General features: G+C 65.8%; 23 protein-coding genes. 17 read left to right on the top strand and 6 right to left on the bottom strand.

Translation table 11 applies throughout. The annotated features are described in order from the left end of the window. Window positions 1–85: 85 nt before the first annotated feature. The 15 genes from mdh to lpdA all read left to right on the top strand — a co-directional run bounded on the left by mdh (window position 86) and on the right by lpdA (window position 13,621). A complete protein-coding gene (gene mdh / locus FQ775_RS18080; RefSeq protein ID WP_146300332.1) occupies window positions 86–1,051 on the top strand; it encodes a malate dehydrogenase in 966 nt (321 codons plus the stop codon). A gap of 16 nt (window positions 1,052–1,067) precedes the next feature. Next, window positions 1,068–2,261 (top strand): ADP-forming succinate--CoA ligase subunit beta, encoded by a 1,194-nt coding sequence (sucC, locus tag FQ775_RS18075; RefSeq protein ID WP_146300331.1) that lies wholly within the window; start codon window positions 1,068–1,070, stop codon window positions 2,259–2,261. Window positions 2,262–2,265: 4 nt separating this feature from the next. After that, window positions 2,266–2,637, top strand: coding sequence for a cupin domain-containing protein (locus FQ775_RS18070; protein ID WP_146300330.1), 372 nt, complete (start codon window positions 2,266–2,268; stop codon window positions 2,635–2,637). Between the two features lie 13 nt (window positions 2,638–2,650). Next, complete coding sequence (locus FQ775_RS18065) at window positions 2,651–3,262, top strand: hypothetical protein (RefSeq protein WP_146300329.1); 612 nt, start codon at window positions 2,651–2,653, stop codon at window positions 3,260–3,262. Between the two features lie 121 nt (window positions 3,263–3,383). Further along, window positions 3,384–3,617, top strand: a complete 234-nt coding sequence (locus FQ775_RS18060) for a DUF6364 family protein (protein ID WP_146300328.1) — start codon at window positions 3,384–3,386, stop codon at window positions 3,615–3,617. Continuing rightward, window positions 3,607–4,026 carry a PIN domain-containing protein gene (locus tag FQ775_RS18055; protein WP_146300327.1) on the top strand — a complete coding sequence of 140 codons (420 nt, stop codon included), beginning with the start codon at window positions 3,607–3,609 and terminating at the stop codon, window positions 4,024–4,026. The genes FQ775_RS18060 and FQ775_RS18055 overlap by 11 nt, the downstream gene beginning before the upstream one ends. A gap of 19 nt (window positions 4,027–4,045) precedes the next feature. After that, window positions 4,046–4,951, top strand: a complete 906-nt coding sequence (sucD, locus tag FQ775_RS18050) for a succinate--CoA ligase subunit alpha (RefSeq protein ID WP_146300326.1) — start codon at window positions 4,046–4,048, stop codon at window positions 4,949–4,951. A gap of 145 nt (window positions 4,952–5,096) precedes the next feature. Then, window positions 5,097–8,084 carry a 2-oxoglutarate dehydrogenase E1 component gene (locus tag FQ775_RS18045; RefSeq protein WP_146300325.1) on the top strand — a complete coding sequence of 996 codons (2,988 nt, stop codon included), beginning with the start codon at window positions 5,097–5,099 and terminating at the stop codon, window positions 8,082–8,084. 40 nt (window positions 8,085–8,124) lie between these two features. Continuing rightward, window positions 8,125–9,369, top strand: a complete 1,245-nt coding sequence (gene odhB, locus FQ775_RS18040) for a 2-oxoglutarate dehydrogenase complex dihydrolipoyllysine-residue succinyltransferase (protein ID WP_146300324.1) — start codon at window positions 8,125–8,127, stop codon at window positions 9,367–9,369. 19 nt (window positions 9,370–9,388) lie between these two features. Then, complete coding sequence (locus FQ775_RS18035; RefSeq protein ID WP_146300323.1) at window positions 9,389–10,003, top strand: LysE family translocator; 615 nt, start codon at window positions 9,389–9,391, stop codon at window positions 10,001–10,003. Window positions 10,004–10,058: 55 nt separating this feature from the next. Next, complete coding sequence (locus FQ775_RS18030; RefSeq protein WP_146300322.1) at window positions 10,059–10,490, top strand: VOC family protein; 432 nt, start codon at window positions 10,059–10,061, stop codon at window positions 10,488–10,490. Next, window positions 10,487–11,005 (top strand): hypothetical protein, encoded by a 519-nt coding sequence (locus FQ775_RS18025; RefSeq protein ID WP_146300321.1) that lies wholly within the window; start codon window positions 10,487–10,489, stop codon window positions 11,003–11,005. The genes FQ775_RS18030 and FQ775_RS18025 overlap by 4 nt, the downstream gene beginning before the upstream one ends. Then, window positions 11,002–11,757, top strand: coding sequence for an SDR family oxidoreductase (locus FQ775_RS18020; protein WP_146300320.1), 756 nt, complete (start codon window positions 11,002–11,004; stop codon window positions 11,755–11,757). Before FQ775_RS18025 ends, FQ775_RS18020 begins: the two co-directional genes overlap by 4 nt. Continuing rightward, window positions 11,758–12,204: a PaaI family thioesterase gene (locus tag FQ775_RS18015; protein ID WP_146300319.1), complete on the top strand. Its 447-nt coding sequence runs from the start codon at window positions 11,758–11,760 to the stop codon at window positions 12,202–12,204. A gap of 4 nt (window positions 12,205–12,208) precedes the next feature. Next, window positions 12,209–13,621, top strand: a complete 1,413-nt coding sequence (gene lpdA / locus FQ775_RS18010) for a dihydrolipoyl dehydrogenase (RefSeq protein ID WP_146300318.1) — start codon at window positions 12,209–12,211, stop codon at window positions 13,619–13,621. A 73-nt stretch (window positions 13,622–13,694) separates the two neighbouring features. On the opposite strand, the gene FQ775_RS18005 is transcribed toward lpdA, so the two are convergent. The 5 genes from FQ775_RS18005 to FQ775_RS17985 all read right to left on the bottom strand — a co-directional run bounded on the left by FQ775_RS18005 (window position 13,695) and on the right by FQ775_RS17985 (window position 16,861). Further along, window positions 13,695–14,051 carry a hypothetical protein gene (locus FQ775_RS18005; protein ID WP_146300317.1) on the bottom strand — a complete coding sequence of 119 codons (357 nt, stop codon included), beginning with the start codon at window positions 14,049–14,051 and terminating at the stop codon, window positions 13,695–13,697. 161 nt (window positions 14,052–14,212) lie between these two features. Next, on the bottom strand, window positions 14,213–14,425 hold the full coding sequence (locus tag FQ775_RS18000) for a hypothetical protein (RefSeq protein WP_146300316.1): 213 nt from the start codon (window positions 14,423–14,425) through the stop codon (window positions 14,213–14,215). 76 nt (window positions 14,426–14,501) lie between these two features. Further along, window positions 14,502–14,723, bottom strand: coding sequence for a hypothetical protein (locus FQ775_RS17995; RefSeq protein ID WP_146300315.1), 222 nt, complete (start codon window positions 14,721–14,723; stop codon window positions 14,502–14,504). Between the two features lie 73 nt (window positions 14,724–14,796). Continuing rightward, window positions 14,797–15,867: a TraB/GumN family protein gene (locus tag FQ775_RS17990; protein ID WP_146300314.1), complete on the bottom strand. Its 1,071-nt coding sequence runs from the start codon at window positions 15,865–15,867 to the stop codon at window positions 14,797–14,799. A 58-nt stretch (window positions 15,868–15,925) separates the two neighbouring features. After that, window positions 15,926–16,861, bottom strand: a complete 936-nt coding sequence (locus tag FQ775_RS17985) for a tyrosine recombinase XerC (RefSeq protein ID WP_167813042.1) — start codon at window positions 16,859–16,861, stop codon at window positions 15,926–15,928. Between the two features lie 130 nt (window positions 16,862–16,991). Between FQ775_RS17985 and rimM the strand changes: the two genes are divergently transcribed. Further along, window positions 16,992–17,636, top strand: a complete 645-nt coding sequence (rimM, locus tag FQ775_RS17980; RefSeq protein ID WP_146298754.1) for a ribosome maturation factor RimM — start codon at window positions 16,992–16,994, stop codon at window positions 17,634–17,636. Then, entirely contained in the window at window positions 17,633–18,334 is a 702-nt protein-coding gene (trmD, locus tag FQ775_RS17975) for a tRNA (guanosine(37)-N1)-methyltransferase TrmD (RefSeq protein ID WP_146298753.1), read from the top strand. Before rimM ends, trmD begins: the two co-directional genes overlap by 4 nt. On the opposite strand, the gene FQ775_RS17970 is transcribed toward trmD, so the two are convergent. Continuing rightward, window positions 18,316–19,065 carry a sulfite exporter TauE/SafE family protein gene (locus tag FQ775_RS17970; protein WP_146298752.1) on the bottom strand — a complete coding sequence of 250 codons (750 nt, stop codon included), beginning with the start codon at window positions 19,063–19,065 and terminating at the stop codon, window positions 18,316–18,318. The genes trmD and FQ775_RS17970 overlap by 19 nt on opposite strands. Window positions 19,066–19,199: the final 134 nt, after the last annotated feature.

Here is a 19,199-nt window from a genome sequence, read left to right as displayed (position 1 = left end):
GAACGGCACCCGATTCAGGCCAACGTCTTTCAATCGCAAAACAGCTGGGCCATGGTAGCCCACAACGTCGCGGGGTATCTCACGAATGGCACGCAGCAAGATCGCGCTCATCGGCTCGGGAATGATCGGCGGCACGCTCGCCCACCTGATCGGGCTGAAGGAGCTGGGCGACGTCGTCCTTTTCGACATCGCCGAAGGCATCCCGCAGGGCAAGGGGCTCGACATCGCCCAGTCCTCGCCGGTCGAGGGCTTCGACGCCAACTTCGCCGGCACCAATGAATATGCCGCGATCAAGGACGCCGACGTGTGCATCGTGACCGCCGGCGTGCCGCGCAAGCCGGGCATGAGCCGCGACGACCTGCTCGGCATCAACCTGAAGGTGATGGAGCAGGTCGGCGCCGGCATCAAGAAGTACGCGCCCAAGGCCTTCGTCATCTGCATCACCAACCCTCTCGACGCCATGGTGTGGGCGCTGCAGAAGTTCTCGGGCCTGCCCAAGACGCATGTCGTCGGCATGGCCGGCGTGCTCGATTCCTCGCGCTTCCGCTATTTTCTGGCCGAGGAGTTCAAGGTTTCGGTCGAGGACGTGACCGCCTTCGTGCTCGGCGGCCATGGCGACACCATGGTGCCGCTGACCCGCTATTCGACAGTGGCAGGCATTCCGCTGCCCGACCTCGTCAAGATGGGCTGGACCTCGAAGGAGAAGCTCGACAAGATCGTGCAACGCACCCGCGACGGCGGTGCCGAGATCGTCGGGCTGCTGAAGTCCGGCTCGGCCTACTACGCGCCGGCCGCCTCGGCGGTGGCGATGGCGGAGAGCTATCTCAGGGACAAGAAGCGGGTGCTGCCCTGCGCGGCGCATCTTTCGGGCCAGTACGGGGTCAAGGACCTCTATGTCGGCGTGCCGACGGTGATCGGCGACGGCGGCGTGGAGCGCATCATCGAGATCAGCCTCAACAAGGCCGAGCAGAAGATGTTCGACAAGTCGGTGGCCGCCGTCACCGGGCTGTGCGAGGCCTGCATGAACATCGCCCCGAACCTGAAGAAGTAAGGGAAGCCAGTCTCTCATGAACATCCATGAATATCAGGCCAAGCAGGTCCTGAAGGGTTTTGGCGCACCGGTCGCGGCCGGCGTGGCGATCATGAAGGCCAACGAGGCGGAGAAGGCGGCGAAGTCGCTGCCCGGCCCGCTCTACGTGGTGAAGAGCCAGATCCATGCCGGCGGCCGCGGCAAGGGCCGCTTCAAGGAACTGGGCGCCGACGCCAAGGGCGGGGTCAGGCTGGCGAAGTCGGTCGACGACGTCGTCGCCAACGTCAAGGAGATGCTCGGCAACACGCTTGTCACCAAGCAGACCGGGCCGGACGGCAAGCAGGTCAACCGGCTCTATATCGAGGACGGCGCCGACATCGACCGCGAGCTTTACCTGTCGATCCTGGTCGACCGCACCGTCGGGCGGATCGCTTTCGTGGTCTCGACCGAAGGCGGCATGGACATCGAGGCGGTGGCCGAGGAGACGCCGGAAAAGATCGTGACCGTGGCGATCGATCCGGAAGCCGGTGTGACCGCGGCGGATGTCGCCAAGCTCAACGATGCGCTGAAGCTTTCCGGCGATGCCGCCAAGGACGGGGCCGGTCTCTTCCCGATCCTCTACAAGGCCTTCACCGAGAAGGACATGAGCCTGCTCGAGGTCAACCCGCTGATCGTGATGGAGAACGGCCGCCTGCGCGTGCTCGACGCCAAGGTGTCGTTCGACAACAACGCGCTCTTCCGCCACCCCGACATCATGGAGCTGCGCGACACGACCGAGGAGGACGAGAAGGAGATCGAGGCCTCCAAATACGACCTCGCCTACGTGGCGCTCGACGGCAATATCGGCTGCATGGTCAACGGCGCCGGGCTGGCGATGGCCACGATGGACATCATCAAGCTCTACGGCGCCGAGCCCGCCAACTTCCTCGACGTCGGCGGCGGCGCCTCGAAGGAGAAGGTGACGGCGGCGTTCAAGATCATCACCGCCGATCCGAACGTGAAGGGCATTCTGGTCAACATCTTCGGCGGCATCATGCGCTGCGACGTCATCGCCGAGGGCGTGGTCGCCGCGGTCAAGGAGGTCGGGCTGAAGGTGCCGCTGGTGGTGCGGCTCGAAGGCACCAATGTCGAACTCGGCAAGAAGATCATCAACGAGAGCGGCCTCAACGTGATCGCGGCCGACGACCTCGACGATGCGGCCAAGAAGATCGTGGCGGCGGTGAAGGACTAGCACGATGCCGCCCCGCAGGATCAGCCTCGTTGCGGAAGCCGACCGGCGCATCGGGAAGGTCTTCGATCCCCATATCGCGGGCGACGTCAACGATTCGCAGGTCAAGGTCGCCAAGTTCGGCGAGGTCTTCGACTGGCATGCGCACGAGGCGGAGGACGAGGGTTTCCTGGTCCTGCGAGGCAGGATCGCGATCGACTTTCGCGACGGCCCGGTGGAGCTCGACGAGGGCGATTTCATCGTCGTGCCGAGAGGCGTCGAGCACCGGCCGCGCTCACTGACGAACGAGCCGATCGTCCTGATGTTCGAACCGGCGACGACGCTCAACACCGGCAACGCGGCGAGTGACCTGACGGTCACGGCGCTGAAGCGGCTGTAGGGGCGGCGGGCCGGTGCCTTTGTTCGCCTTCATCCTGACCGCGACGGTCCTGACGGCCTCGCCTGCCGCCGGCGGCGACTGGTCGGCGACCTTCGTCGAGGCGTTCCGTGCCGCCTGCGTGCCGCAGCGGCTGAGCTACGAGGGCACGCTCGCGCAGGCCAGCGCCGAAGGCTGGAGCGAATTCGCGCCGGCCGACCATGCCGAGTTCGGCGCGGTGATGGCCAAGGCCGACGCCGCGCTCAAGGCCGAGGCGGCCGAGATGGAGATCGACTATCGCGGGGCGAGCTATGCGCGCGAGGTCGGCGGCCGCCCGCTCCACCTCTTCGTCAGCCTGGTGGAAACCGAATATCTGAACGCGGTCGGCTGCTACCTCTACGATTTCGAGGCCGGCGAGCCGGTGCGTGCGGCGGCTGTGAGCAATGTACTCGGCATCAAGCCGGCGCAGTCGCACAGCGACGATGCACTCGTCGCCACGGTCTGGGGCCCGCCGCCCTCGATGCCACGCACGCTCGACACGCATCTCATCTTCATTCCGGCCGGCAGCCCGCACGCCGAGACGACCAGCTTCGACGGCGTGGTGCTGAAATTCGAGACGTCGGTCCCCGGCAAGGAGGGGGAGCGATGACGCCTGCCATGATCACGACTGGAAACGAACTGTCATTCAGGCGAGGTCCGAAAGTTGCTGATCTTCTGTTTTTGCTCAGTCGCACAGTTACACATATACTGTGCGATGAAGGAGTGAAGCCATGACGAAGAACATCACATTGTCAGTCGATGAATCGGTGCTGCGGAAAGTCAAGGTTCTGGCGGCAGAGCGCCGCACGAGCGTGAATGCGCTTGTTCGGGATTACCTGTCTTCGCTTGTCGCGAAGGAGACGGCGGAGGACGAGGCGCGCGAGGCGCTGTTGAAGCTCATCCGCGAAACCGATGCCGATATGGGCCAGCAGAAATGGAACCGTGAGGCACTTTATGATCGCTGAGTGCTTCCTGGACACCAACGTCCTTGTTTATGCCGCGCTAGGCCGCTTCTCCGCCCCGGAGAAATATTCACGCGCGAAGCAGATCGTGGCCGACGAGGACTACTCCACCTCGGCGCAGGTACTGCAGGAGTTTTACGTCAACGCGATTCGCAAATCCGACAAGCCTCTGTCACCGGCCAAGGCGGCGGAGTGGATCGAGGCAGTGTGTCGCAAGCCGTGCCAGGAAATCGACAGTGCAGTCGTCATGCGTGGCATCGAGAACGCGTGGACCTACAACATCTCCTATCGGGACGGCGCCATCATTGCCGCCGCCGAACGGCTGGGCGTTTCCAGACTCTATTCCGAGGACCTGAATCACGGACAGGCCTATGGGTCCGTGCAGGTCATAAACCCGTTTCGCACTCAGTGAAGAAATCTCAGGAAGCCGCATGTCCATTCTCGTCAACAAAGACACCAAGGTCCTGGTCCAGGGACTGACCGGCAAGACCGGCACCTTCCATACCGAGCAGGCGCTTGCCTATCACGGCACCAGGATGGTCGGCGGCATCCACCCTAAGAAGGGCGGTGAGACCTGGGGCTCGGTGGAAAGCGGCGCGCAGCTGCCGATCTTCGCCACCGTCGCCGAGGGCAAGGAAAAGACCGGCGCCAACGCCTCGGTTGTCTACGTGCCGCCGGCAGGCGCGGCGGCCGCGATCATCGAGGCGATCGAGGCCGAGATCCCGCTGATCGTGTGCATCACCGAGGGCATTCCGGTGATGGACATGGTCAAGGTCAAGGCACGGCTCGACCGCTCGAATTCGCGGCTGCTCGGCCCGAACTGCCCGGGCGTGCTGACGCCGGAGGAATGCAAGATCGGCATCATGCCGGGCAACATCTTCAAGAAGGGTTCGGTCGGCGTCGTGTCGCGCTCGGGAACGCTGACCTACGAGGCGGTGTTCCAGACGACCAATGCCGGGCTCGGCCAGTCGACCGCGGTCGGTATCGGCGGCGACCCGGTGAAAGGCACAGAGTTCATCGACGTGCTGGAGATGTTCCTGGCCGACGACGCGACGGAATCGATCATCATGATCGGCGAGATCGGCGGCTCGGCCGAAGAGGACGCGGCGCAGTTCCTCAAGGACGAGGCCAGGAAGGGTCGCAAGAAGCCGATGGCCGGCTTCATCGCCGGACGCACGGCGCCGCCCGGACGCACCATGGGGCATGCCGGCGCGGTAATCTCCGGCGGCAAGGGCGGCGCGGAAGACAAGATCGCCGCCATGGAAGCGGCCGGCATCAAGGTGTCGCCGTCACCGGCCCGGCTCGGCACGACGCTGCTCGAAGCGATCAAAGGCTGAGCGCAGCAAATAGTGAGTAGCGAATAGCGAGCAGGGGAACCGCAAATGGCGATGTGAAGAAGCGAACCAGCAAAAGCCTTTTCACCATTCGCTATTCACTATTCGCCAAGAACAAGGAGACGGCGCGAGGGCGCCGGACAGGACCATGGCACGGCAGGATCAGGCCAACGATCAGTTCTCGATCACATCGTTCCTCTATGGCGGCAATGCCCACTATATCGAGGAGCTCTACGCCGCCTATCAGGACGATCCGGCGTCGGTCGACGAGGGCTGGCGCGACTTCTTCGGGCAGCTGAAGGACGACGCCGACGACGTGCGCAAGAATGCGCGCGGGGCGTCGTGGGAGCGCCCGAACTGGCCGGTCACCGCCAATGGCGAACTGGTCTCGGCGCTCGACGGCGACTGGGGCCAGGTCGAGACGCATCTGACCGGCAAGATCAAGGAAAAGGCCGCCAAGGGCGGCGTGGCGCTGAGCGACGAGGAAATCCTGCGCACCACGCGCAATTCGGTGCGCGCCATCATGATGATCCGCGCCTACCGCATGCGCGGCCATCTGCACGCCAATCTCGATCCGCTGGGGCTCGCCAATCCGCTCGAGGATTACAACGAGCTGTCGCCGGAGGCCTACGGCTTCACCGAGGCCGACTACGACAAGCCGATCTTCATCGACCATGTGCTCGGCCTTGAATTCGCGACCATCCGCGAGATGCTCGACATCCTGAAGCGCACCTATTGCTCGACGCTCGGCGTGGAGTTCATGCACATCTCCAATCCCGAAGAGAAGTCGTGGATCCAAGAGCGCATCGAGGGGCCGGACAAGGGCATCACGTTCACCAAGAACGGCAAGCTGGCGATCCTGCAGAAGCTGATCGAATCGGAAGGCTTCGAGCAATTCATCGACGTCAAATACAAGGGCACCAAGCGCTTCGGGCTCGACGGCGCCGAGGCGCTGATCCCGGCGCTGGAGCAGATCCTGAAGCGCGGCGGCGCGCTGGGCCTGAAGGAAGTGGTGCTCGGAATGGCGCATCGCGGCCGGCTCAACGTGCTTTCCCAGGTGATGGCGAAGCCGCATCGCGCCATCTTCCACGAGTTCAAGGGCGGTTCGTTCGCGCCGGACGACGTCGAGGGCTCGGGCGACGTCAAATACCATCTCGGCGCCTCGTCCGACCGCGAGTTCGACGGCAACACAGTGCATCTGTCGCTGACCGCCAACCCGTCGCATCTCGAGATCGTCAATCCCGTCGTGATGGGCAAGGCGCGCGCCAAGCAGGACCAGATCTTCGGGCGCAAGCGCGAGGAGATCGTGCCGCTCGACCAGCGCGTGAAGGTGATGCCGCTGCTCCTGCACGGCGATGCCGCCTTCGCTGGCCAGGGCGTGGTGGCCGAATGCCTCGGCCTGTCCGGCCTGCGCGGTCATCGCGTCGCCGGCACGCTGCATTTCATCATCAACAACCAGATCGGCTTCACCACCAATCCGCGCTTCTCGCGTTCATCGCCCTACCCGTCGGACGTCGCCAAGATGATCGAGGCGCCGATCTTCCACGTGAACGGCGACGACCCGGAAGCCGTCGTCTACGCGGCCAAGGTGGCGACCGAGTTCCGGATGAAGTTCCACAAGCCGGTGGTCATCGACATGTTCTGCTACCGGCGGTTCGGCCACAATGAAGGCGACGAGCCGGCCTTCACGCAGCCGATGATGTACAAGAAGATCCGCTCGCATCCGACGACGGTGCAGCTCTACGGCAAGAAGCTGATCGAGGAAGGACTGCTGACCGAAGGCGAGTTCGAGAAGATGAAGGCCGACTGGCGCGCCAATCTCGAAGCCGAGTTCGAGGCCGGCCAGGCCTACAAGCCCAACAAGGCGGACTGGCTCGACGGCGCCTGGTCGGGGCTCCGGACCGCCGACAATCAGGACGAGCAGCGCCGCGGCAAGACCGCCGTGCCGCTGAAGACGCTGAAGGAGATCGGCAAGAAGCTGACCGAGGTGCCCAAGGACTTCGAGGCGCACCGCACCATCAACCGTTTTCTCGAAAACCGCCGCAAGGCGATCGAGGGCGGCGAGGGCATCGACTGGGCGACGGCTGAATCGCTCGCCTTCGGCTCGATCCTGCTCGAAGGTACGCCGGTGAGGCTCTCCGGCCAGGATTCCGAACGCGGCACCTTCTCGCAGCGCCATACCGTGCTCTACGACCAGAAGGACGAGCACCGCTTCATTCCGCTCAACAATCTGGGACCGGCGCAGGCTCACTACGAGGTCATCAACTCGATGCTTTCCGAGGAGGCGGTGCTCGGCTTCGAGTATGGCTACTCGCTCGCCGACCCGCGCGCGCTGGTGCTGTGGGAGGCACAGTTCGGCGACTTCGCCAATGGCGCGCAGGTGGTGTTCGACCAGTTCATCTCGTCCGGCGAGCGGAAGTGGCTCAGAATGTCGGGGCTCGTCTGCCTGCTGCCGCATGGCTACGAGGGCCAGGGGCCGGAGCACTCCTCGGCGCGGCTGGAGCGCTTCCTGCAATTGTGCGCCGAAGACAACATGCAGGTCGCCAACGTCACCACGCCGGCGAACTATTTCCACATCCTGCGCCGGCAGCTGAAGCGCGACTTCCGCAAGCCGCTGATCCTGATGACGCCGAAATCGCTGCTCAGGCACAAGCGGGCCGTCTCGACCATGGCCGAGATGGCGGGCGAAAGCACCTTCCACCGGCTGTTGTGGGACGATGCCCAGCTTCTGGCCGACCAGCCGATCAAGCTGGTGAAGGACTCCAAGATCCGTCGCGTCGTGATGTGCTCGGGCAAGGTCTATTACGACCTCTACGAGGACCGCGAGAAGCGCGGCATCGACGATGTCTACCTGCTGCGTGTCGAGCAGCTTTACCCGTTCCCGGCCAAGGCGCTGATCAACGAATTGTCGCGCTTCCGCAATGCGGAGATGGTCTGGTGCCAGGAAGAACCCAAGAACATGGGTGCATGGTCCTTCATCGATCCCTATCTGGAATGGGTGCTCGCCCATATCGACGCCAAGCACCAGCGCGTCCGCTATACCGGCCGGCCGGCCGCCGCCTCGCCGGCGACGGGCCTGATGTCGAAACATCTCGCACAGCTGGAGGCGTTCCTCGAGGACGCACTCGGCGACTAGAAACCGCACCGACGATTTGTAGGCAACGGAAGCAAACATCATGGCAACCGAAATCCGCGTTCCCACCCTCGGCGAATCCGTCACCGAGGCCACGGTCGGCAAGTGGTTCAAGCAGCCGGGCGAGGCGGTCACCGCCGACGAGCCGGTGGTCGAGCTCGAAACCGACAAGGTGACGCTCGAAGTGCCGGCGCCGGCAGCGGGCACGCTGGCCGAGATCACCGTCAAGGAAGGCGACACCGTCGAGGTCGGCGCCCTGCTCGGCTCGATCGGCGAAGGCGAGGGCAAGGCCGCCGCGCCGAAGAAGGCCGAAGAGGAAAAGCCGGCCAAGGACGACAAGGCCGCGGGCAAGGAAGCCGCCGCCGAGCCGGCAAAGAAGGCCGAAAAGTCGACGTCGGACATGCCGGCCTCGCCGGCGGCCTCGAAGATGATGGCCGAGAAGGGGCTTTCGGAAGATCAGGTCGAAGGCAGCGGCAAGCGCGGGCAAATCCTCAAGGAGGACGTGATGACCGCGCTGACCAAGGGCGCAGCCTCACAGCCCGCCGAGGCGCCGAAGGTGGCGCGGGCGCCCTCCTCCGGCGACGATGCGGCGCGCGAGGAGCGGGTGAAGATGACGCGCCTGCGCCAGACGATCGCTCGTCGCCTCAAGGACGCGCAGAACACCGCCGCGATGCTGACGACCTTCAACGAGGTCGACATGAAGGCGGTGATGGAGCTGCGGTCGCGCTACAAGGACCTGTTCGAGAAGAAGCACGGCGTGAAGCTCGGCTTCATGGGCTTCTTCACCAAGGCGGTCTGCCACGCGCTCAAGGAGATCCCGGCGGTCAATGCCGAGATCGACGGCACCGACATCATCTACAAGAACTTCTGCCACATCGGCGTCGCCGTCGGTACCGACAAGGGCCTTGTCGTGCCGGTGGTGCGCGATGCCGACCAGATGGGGATCGCCGAGATCGAGAAGGAGATCGGCCGGCTGGGTGTGGCGGCGCGCGACGGCAAACTCGCCATGGCCGACATGCAGGGCGGCACCTTCACCATTTCCAATGGCGGCGTCTACGGTTCGCTGATGTCGACGCCGATCCTGAACGCGCCGCAGTCGGGCATTCTCGGCATGCACAAGATTCAGGAGCGGCCGATGGTGGTCGGCGGCGAGATCAAGGTGCGGCCGATGATGTATCTGGCGCTCAGCTACGATCACCGCATCGTCGACGGCAAGGAGGCGGTGACCTTCCTGGTTCGCGTCAAGGAGAGCCTGGAAGACCCGGAGCGGCTGGTGCTGGACCTCTGATCGTCCGGGAGGCGCTGTCATGAGCTGGGAATACCTGCTCACCTCGCTGGTCGTGATCCTGATCCCGGGCACCGGCGTCGTCTACACGGTGATGACCGGGCTATCGGCGGGACGGCGGGCAAGTGTTGCCGCCGCCTTCGGCTGCACGCTCGGCATCGTGCCGGCGATCCTCGCCTCGGTGCTTGGACTGGCGGCGATCCTGCACACCAGCGCGCTCCTGTTCCAGGCGCTCAAATATGCCGGCGCGGCCTACCTGCTCTACCTCGCCTGGAAGACGCTGAAGGACAGCGGTCCGATGCGCATGGACGCCGGGTTGCACGGACCGGCGCGGCTGGCGCCGACTATCAGGACCGGTTTCCTGATCAACATCCTCAATCCGAAACTCTCGGTGTTCTTCCTCGCCTTCCTGCCGCAATTCATCGATCCGGCCTCTTCGGCGGCCGTGGCCCAAATGCTGTGGCTGGGTGGCGTCTTCATGGCGATGACCTTCGCGGTTTTCATCGTCTACGGCGCGTTCGCCGCCTTTGTCGGCGAGCGGGTGCTGAAGAGCGAGACGGTATTGCGCTGGATGCGCCGCACGGTCGCGGCCGCGTTCGCCGGGTTCGGGCTGCGGCTGGCGCTGAGCGAACGCTGACCGGCAGGAACAGGAACCGGCCCCGGTTCAACGGGCCGGATCGGGGAAGCACGACATGGGATTCGAACCGGACATTCCGCCGATCCAGGTGCATCTGTGCGTCAAGGACGGCAAGCGGGCGATCGCCTTCTACGAAGAGGCGTTCGGTGCGGTCGAGACCTTCGAGCAACTGGCCGACGACGGCGAGCGCATCATGCACGCGAACCTTTCGATGTTCGGCTCCGAGGTGATGCTGCATGACGAGTTTCCGGAGTTCTCCTCCGATGTCATGAGCCCGCTTTCGCGCGGCGGTGCCTCGATGACGATCAACGTCAACCTGGCCCTGCCGGCCGAAGTCGACGGCGCGGTCGAGCGCGCCGTCAGCGCCGGGGCCGAGCCGGTCCTGCCGGTCGCCGACCAGTTCTGGGGCGCGCGCTACGGCAAGGTCCGCGACCCGTTCGGCCATGTCTGGGCCTTCAACGCGCCGCTCGGGAAGGATGGCCAATGAGGGTGTCCGGCGGCTTCCGAAACGCTGCGGCGTGCGTGGCGGCGGCCAAGCTTGCCCTTGCGGCGGCGCCGGCCGTAGCTGCCTGCCCGCAGGAACTTGCCGTCTATGCGGAAAGGGAGCGCTCGGCCTCGCTCGATTTCCGGCCCGCGCCGCCAACCGCCGCCATGCATTCGGTGGAGTTCAAAGTTGTGTTCGCCCAGAACGGCGTGATGCTCGACGGCCTGGTGCTTCAGTCGGAAGAAGGCGACCGGCCGGTCGGGCTGATCATGCACCAGTGCCCCGAGGGTGACGTCACCGGCGCCGAACTGGCCGCCTGTACTGTCTGGCAGGGCCCGGTCTATGCGATCGATGCCGAGGGCAAGGTCGGGCTGATGCCGAAACGCGGCGAGGCCGCGGCGCAGCAACTGCTCCTGCCCGATTTCGGCCCGGCGGTGCGCCATTCGACGGCCTATGGTCCTGACGGCGTCAGCATCGTGCCGTGGGACGTGTTCGAGATCAGCGGGTGCCAGGAATGAGCAAGGCAGGCCCCGTTGTCCTGGTGACCGGCGGTTCGCGCGGTATCGGCGCGGCCATCGCCGCAGCGGCGGCCAGACGCGGTTACCGTGTCGCGGTGAACTACGCCGCCAACGAGACGGCCGCGAAGGCCGTGGTCGACGCCATCGAGGCCGATGGCGGCGAGGCGATGGCTGTCGCTGGCGACGTTGCGCGCGAGGCCGACGTCGTGGCGATGTTTGCAGCCATCGACGAGCGCTTCGGCCGCCTCGACGCGCTGGTCAACAATGCCGGCGTGGTCGACAGAAAGGCGCGGCTCGACCAGATGAGCGCCGAACGGCTGGAGCGCATGATGGCCGTCAACGTCGTCGGCACCATGCTGTGTGCCCGCGAAGCGGTGCGGCGCATGTCGACGAAGCACGGCGGGAAGGGCGGCGCGATCGTCAATCTCGGCTCGGTCGCGGCAAGGCTTGGCAGCCCGGGCGAATATGTCGACTATGCCGCAGCCAAGGCGGCGGTCGAAACCTTCACGACGGGTCTCGCGCGCGAAGTCGCCGAGGAGGGCATTCGCGTCAACGCCGTCAGCCCCGGACTCGTCGCCACCGAGATCCACGCATCGGGCGGTCAGCCGGACCGTATCGAGCGGCTGCGCGGCATGATCCCGATGAAGCGGGAGGGACGACCGGAGGAGATTGCCAACGCCGTGCTCTGGCTATTGTCGGAGGAGGCGTCCTATACCACGGGCGCCATCCTGACCGTCAGCGGAGGACGCTAGATGAGCGGCGATCATCTCGACCTTCTGGCCAGCGCCGTGGCCGGGCTGCCTTTCGTGAAGAACCACGGCATCGAACTTGTCGAGGTCGCGAAAGGGCGTGCCGTTGCCCGTCTGCCCTTCAATGCCGCATTCGCCACGCCTCCTGATCTGTTTCCGGCAGCCATGGTCGGCATGCTTGGCGACATCGCGGCGATCACTGCCTGTTCCGCCGCCGTACCGCCGGGGGCGGCCTGCTCGACGCTGGACTTCACGGTGAAAATGACGGCGCCGGCGCGCGGCAGCCATCTGGAGGCCGAAGGGACCGCGCTGCAGGCGGGCGCCACCACCGCGGTCGGCAAGGCGGATATCTTCGCTGTTTCGCCGGCCGGCGAACGGACACATTGCGCCGTCGTCCTTGCCACCGGCAGGATGGTCGGCGCCAACACCAAGCCATCACCGAAAGGATGATCCCATGTCCAGTGCATATGACGTCGTCGTTATCGGAGGCGGACCGGGCGGCTATGTCTGCGCGATCAAGGCGGCCCAGCTCGGCCTGAAGGCCGCGGTGGTCGAGAAAAGGACCACCTATGGCGGCACCTGCGTCAATGTCGGCTGCATCCCGTCGAAAGCGCTGCTGCATGCCTCGGAAGCCTTCATGGAGGCCGGGCACAGTTTCGATGCGCTTGGCGTCGAGGTCGGCAAGCCCAAGCTCAACCTGAAGAAGATGATGGCGCACAAGACGCAGACGGTCGAGCAGAACACCAAGGGGCTCGATTTCCTGTTCAAGAAGAACAAGATCGATGGCCTGCGCGGCACCGGCCGCATCCTCGGCGAAGGCAAGATCGAGGTGACCGACGGCGACGGCAAGACGCAGGAGATCGAGGCGAAAAACATCGTGATCGCGACCGGCTCGGAAGTCGCGGGCATTCCCGGTGTCGAGCTCGAATTCGACGAGAAGGTGGTGGTGTCCTCGACCGGCGCGCTCGAACTGGCCAAGGTACCGGGCCACATGATCGTCGTCGGGGGCGGCGTCATCGGGCTCGAACTCGGCTCGGTCTGGGCGCGGCTTGGCGCCAAGGTGACGGTGGTCGAGTTCCTGGACTCCATCCTCGGCGGGATGGATGGCGAGGTTTCGAAGCAGTTCCAGCGCATGCTTGGCAAGCAGGGGCTGGACTTCAAGCTTGGGGCCAAGGTCACCGGCGTGGAAAAGTCGAAGAAGGGCGCCACGGTGACCTTCGAGCCGGTGAAGGGCGGCGACGCGGAAACGCTGGAGGCCGATGTCGTGCTGGTTGCGACCGGCCGCAAGCCGAACACGGAAGGCCTCGGCTGCGAAAAGGCCGGTGTCGTGCTCGACGAGCGCGGCCGGGTGCGCACGGACGGGCATTTCCTGACCTCGATCCCCGGCATCTATGCGATCGGCGACGTGACCGCCGGGCCGATGCTCGCCCACAAGGCCGAAGAGGAGGGCGTCGCGGTTGCCGAAATTATCGCCGGCCAGGCCGGCCACGTGAACTACGACGTCATCCCGAGCGTCGTCTACACAAGCCCCGAGGTGGCCTCGGTCGGCAAGACCGAGGAGGAACTGAAGAAGGCCGGCGTCGAATACAATGCCGGAAAGTTCCCGTTCTCGGCCAACGGGCGCGCGCGCGCCATGCTGCGCACCGACGGTTTCGTGAAGGTGCTGGCCGACAAGAAGACCGACCGCGTGCTGGGCGTGCATATCGTCGGCTTCGGGGCCGGCGAACTGATCCAGGAAGCGGCGGTGCTGATGGAATTCGGCGGTTCGTCGGAAGACCTCGCGCGCACCTGCCACGGGCATCCGACGATGTCGGAGGCGGTCAAGGAGGCTGCGCTCGCAACCTTCGCCAAGCCGATCCATATGTAGGATCGCGTCGACCGGCGCAAAAAAGGAGCCGACCTTTGCGGCCGGCTCCTTTTCTTCGATTGGCGCTCAGACGTTATTCCGCAGGCGCGGGTTCGGCCGGCTCCGCGGCGTTTTCCTTGATCGGCGGGATTTCCTGCTCGGCGCCTTCGGGCGCGGCGATGGAACTCGTCGCCGTATCGTCGGTCTGCTCGATCGCCGGCGCGCCGCCATCGGTCTCGGCCTGCTGGCGTTCGCCGCCGCCGACAAAACTGAAGGCAATCAGCACCAGAAGCACCAGGGCGACGGCCACGGTTGCAGCAGCCAGGCCGCGCGGGCTCGGGCTTATGTCGGTCCGCATGCGCGGGTCATAGGGCCGTGTCGGGTCGACGATATCGCGATCGATGCCGCCGGGGCCGAAACGGGGATCATGGTCGGGTCTTGGGGCGTTCATGACACACCTCCTTTGAGCGTTCGCCAAAAAGAACGCCCGAAGGCTGTCCGTGTTGCATCACAAACGGAGGCGCGTCGTTGCATCGGGTGATCGGCACGCAATAAGCGAGTAGAGTCCTGGCCCGACCAGACCGGATCAGGATGCTTCGCGAGAGCGGAAGATCAATCCTCGGCGGGTTCGACCATGACGTCCTCGGCGGGCTCGACGATCGTCGCGGTGTCGAGTGCCTTGTCGACAGTCGTCATCGGTGCCTTCTCGGCATCGATGCTGGCAACCGTCATGTGATCGGCCTCGGCGCTCTTGTGCATGGGGCAGGCATAAGCGCCGGCAACCGAAAGGGCCATTGCGGCAGTCGTGATGAGAGCGAGCTTCATCCGTAGCCTCCTGTCAGATAAGGACTCGCGGAGGCTAACAGCAGCCGGTGGGACTTCCAAATCACGCTTTGCGTGATCAGCCCGCGCCTTCCGTCGTGCCTTGCGCGGGCGGCATCGACGCATCGCGTTCGCCGACGAGATCCTCGGCGTTGAAGGCGAAAACGATCATGCCCGCGAGGACGATGACGGCGATAATTCCGTTGCGTATCGGGTGTCCGCCGGAACGCTGGACGACCTGATCCTTCGTGTTTTCCTTATGTGCAGGATCCCGATCGCCATTTTTCCCGGATGTACCCATGTGGCACCTCCTTCCTGGCTTAACCAAGGAAAACGCGGCAGAACGCGTTTGGTTCCCGTTTGTGTCGAGAAAGTCAGTCGACGCGCGAGACGCGGTAACCGCGCTCGCGTAGCAGTGCGACCAGCCCATCCTCGCCCGGCAAGTGCAGCGCTCCGACGGCGATAAAGGCGCGGCCGTCTGCCAGGTACGGGTCGGCATTGTCGGCCATCGTGCGATTGCGGGTGTTGATCATGGCCTCCTCGAAGGCCGCATAGCCGCTGCCGTCATCGTCCGGTGAAGGAAGCACGGTCTCGAAGAGCGGCCAGATCATGCCGGTTTCCTCGCGGTCGTAGAGAACGATCATGGTCTCGAACACATCGTCCATGCGCGGCCCGAGCGCCAGTGTTGCAACCAGACCCTTGACGTGGAAGTCCATCGGCAGCGACGCCATGGCATCGAGCTGGCCGACCAGCGTTTCCAGCCCGGCGAGCGTCTTGCCCTCCTTCTTGGCATCCTCGGCGAGGCGGATATCGAGGAACGGCTCGCCTGCCGCCTTGCGGGCCATTTCGCAGGCCGGCAGCGCGACCGCGGCTGCCAGCATCCACGGTTTCATCTTCTGGATGCTGGCCGGGGGGATGCCGCGGCGCTGCAGACCCTCGCGCACCACTGCTTCTTCTTCCGGCGACATCAGCGAGAAGATGGTGCTGTCGTCGGTGAACATCATCAGATCGGGGCGCTGCATCATGGCAGCCATCGCGGATGCCTGGTCGAGCACCTCCGTGGTCTCGATCACCACCGTCTCGGCATCGGCGAACGCCTTCTCGGCCGCCGGCGTCAGGTTGACCACTCGCGGGTCGGTGATGTGCATGGTGCCGAAAAGAAAGGAGGGCTCGCTGCCCTCCTTTGCGACCTTCCACAACAGACCCTGCCCGTTCGGCGTTCGCGCCGCCTCGGCGCGGATACGCTCCAGCGCGGCCGGATCGGTTTGCGCCAGTTCGTCGACGAGGCTCGTGCCCGTGCATTTGGCTTCGCCGGCGCCGGCGGCTCCAGCGGCAACAAGGGTGATGACGAGGAACGAGACCAGAAACAGGACATTGACCGCCGCAATGAGCTTAAGCGACAGGCCGGACGCCTTGTCGGCGGCTATGGCAAGTGAACGGTTCATGTCCGCAGACTAGCGCCAAAAAGCGGCGAAACCGTTAAGCCGACGCGGCAAATTCGCGTCAGGCGCGCGGGTGGGCGCTGGCGTAGACGTCGAGCAGGCGCTCGGTGTCGACGCCGGTATAGACCTGGGTGGTCGACAGGCTGGCATGGCCGAGCAGTTCCTGGATGGTACGCAGGTCGCCGCCCCGCCCCAGGAGGTGGGTGGCGAAGGAATGGCGCAAGGCATGCGGCGTGGCGTTGTCGGGCAGACCCAACGCCGAGCGCAGGCGGCGCATCTCGCGCTGCACGATGGCGGCGGCGAGCGGCCCGCCACGTGCACCGCGGAAGAGCGGCTTTTCGGTGTCGAGCACAAAAGGGCACAGGCGGCGATACTCTGCCACCGACTGCAGGGCGGCGGGGAGAACCGGCACCAGTCGTGTCTTGCCGCCCTTGCCGGTGATGCGCAGCACGCTCTCGCCGGCTCCGAGGTCGCCCCCCGTCAGCCCGAGCGCCTCGGAAATGCGCAACCCGCAGCCGTAGAGGAGGGTCAGCACGGCGGCATTGCGCGCCGCGATCCACGGTTCCTCAGCAAGCTGTTCGCCGGCGGAGACGACGCGTCGCGCCTCGCTCGCCTGCAAGGGCCGCGGCAAAGAGCGCGGCTGGCGCGGCGACCGCAGCGCGGCGGCACCCGCCGCGTTGGCGAGCCCGCGGCGTTCGAGATGGCGCAGCAGCGAGCGGATGCCGGCCAGTCCGCGACCGAGCGAGCGCGCGCCGACGCCGTCGCGCCGTCGCCAGGCGAGGAAGGCGCGCAGATCGGCCGGGCGCAACTCGCGAATGTCGGCGAGGCCGGGGGCGCCGCCGCAATGGCCGGTCAGGAAGCGCAGGAACTGCCGCGTGTCGCGCTCATAGGCCTCCAGGGTCAGCGCCGCCAGCCGGCGCTCGCCGGCAAGCGTCTTCAGCCATTCCTCACGCGCGGCGAGCAGGTCGGGGCGGGCGATGACGAGGAATTCGGACATTCGGGTGGTAAATCCGGGTTTCGATTGGCGGGGATTGTCGCGCCGCCGGGTTAGCGCCCGGTGAAGGTCAAGCGAATTGAACAAGCCGCCGGCAGCCGATAGGGAAGAAGCGCAGTTGCGGAACGATGCGATGGCGAAACCGAAAAATCCCGTACAGGTGGCCGTGATCGGCGCCGCGCAAGGCATCAAGGGCGGCGTACGGGTAAAGTCATTCACCGGTGACCCGATGGCGCTCGGCGATTACGGGCCGCTGTTCGACCGCGAGGGCCGGCGTTTCGACATCCTCGATTTGAGGCCGCACAACCAAATGGTTGTCGCGCGCTTCAAGGGCGTCGCGGACCGCAACGCCGCCGAGGCGCTCAACGGGACGGAGCTCTTCATCGAGCGTGAGCGGCTGCCGGAGGATCTGGAGGACGAGGAGTTCTACCACGCCGACCTGGTCGGTCTCGACGCCGTCGATCAGGCCGGCGCGACGGTCGGCACAGTCCGGGCAGTGCTGAATTATGGCGGCGGCGACATCCTCGATCTGGCGATGCCGGGCGGCGGCAACGCGCTTGTGCCGTTCACGCGGGCGGCAGTGCCTTCGGTCGACCTCGCCGGGCGGCGGCTGATGCTCGACCGGGTGGCGGCAGGCCTCGATGATGTCGACGATGGGGAGGTCGGGGAGGAAGGCGACAGCAGGGGCGGACGGAAAGGCCGGGGCCGTGAGCGGCGCGGCGGTTTCGATGCGTCGGATCGGCCGCGCGGGCCGAAATCGGCCGGAGGCAACCGGTGACGTTCCGCGCCAGCGTGCTGACGCTCTACCCGGAGATGTTTCCGGGCGCGCTCGGACTGTCTCTTGCCGGCAGGGCACTGGAGCGTGGCGACTGGTCGCTGGAAGCGGTGCAGATACGCGAGTTCGCCAGCGACCGCCATCGCACCGTCGACGATACGCCTGCCGGCGGCGGCGCCGGCATGGTGATGCGCGCCGACATTCTTGCCAAGGCGATCGACCATGTCTCGCCGCCGGGAGACCAGCGGCCGCGCCTGCTGATGAGCCCGCGCGGCAGGCCGCTGGCGCAGGAGCGCGTGCGCGAACTTGCCGCCGGTGCCGGCGCGCTGATCGTGTGCGGACGTTTCGAGGGCGTCGACCAGCGCGTCATCGAGGCGCGCGGGCTGGAGGAGGTTTCGATCGGCGACTACATCCTGTCGGGCGGCGAGCCGGCGGCCCTGGTGCTGCTCGACGCGGTGGTGCGGCTTTTGCCGGGTGTGATGGGCAACGAAGCCTCGGGCAGCGAGGAAAGCTTCGAGGGCGGGCTGCTGGAACATCCGCACTACACCCGTCCGCAAGAGTGGGAACGCCGCGCCATCCCCGAGGTGCTGGTCTCGGGCAACCATGGCAAGATCGCCGAGTGGCGGCGCGCAGAGGCGGAGAAGCTGACGCGCGAACGTCGGCCGGACCTGCTGGCCGCCACTCAACCTGTCAGAAAGTAGTATCCCGCGAGGAACAGGCCGACGGCGATGACGAAGGCGCGCACGCTCCACAGCGGCACGCGTCGCGCCGCCCAGACGCCGGCATAACCGCCGAGCGCCACGCCCGGCACCATGAAGGCGACCTCGAGCCAGGCGACGACGCCGCCGGATACGAAGACCACGATCGCCACGGTGGCGATGATGATCGACAGCATGTTCTTGAGCGCGTTGAGGCGGTGGTAGCCGCCGCTTTCGGTAAGGCCGAGCGTGGCCAGCATCATGATGCCCATGCCGGCGCCGAAAAAGCCGCCATAGATCGCGGTGACGAACTGGACCAGCCAGCCGGTCAGCGAGCCGACGCGGCCGCCGCCCCCGCGCGGTTGCGGCTTCAGCCACGGCCCGGCGGCGAAAAGCGCGGTGGCGGCAATCAGCAGCCAGGGCACCAGTGCGCGGAAGGAGGGATTGTCGAGCGACAGCAGGATCAGCGCCCCGGCCAGTCCGCCTGCGGCGGAGACGGCGCAGAAGGTCAGCGCGCCGCGCCACATGCGGACAATGTCGCTCCAATAGGCAAGCGTGGAGGTGACGTAACCCGGAAACTGGGCGATCGAGGATGTGGCGTTTGCCGAGATCGGCGGCACGCCGGCCAGCGTCAGGGCGCCGAAGGTCAGGAACGTGCCGCCACCGGCGACCGCATTGATGGCGCCCGACAGGAAGCCGGCGAGGAAGAGCAAGAGGGCGGAGATGGGGTCCAAGGCGGGGTCCGTCTCGAGCGGGCGGGAAGGAGAGTGCTCGGGCGGTGTTAGGCGGTTCGGCAGTGGCGCGCAAGGCGACTGGCTGGGGGCGCTGGTCGCAGAACGAGCCGGATGCGCAAAAATCGGCGGCCGAC

It is taken from the genome of Nitratireductor mangrovi (genome assembly GCF_007922615.2).
GTDB lineage: Bacteria > Pseudomonadota > Alphaproteobacteria > Rhizobiales > Rhizobiaceae > Mangrovimarina > Mangrovimarina mangrovi.
The sequence above is the reverse complement of the archived record's forward strand: the minus strand, read 5'-3'. Positions and strand labels throughout refer to the sequence as shown.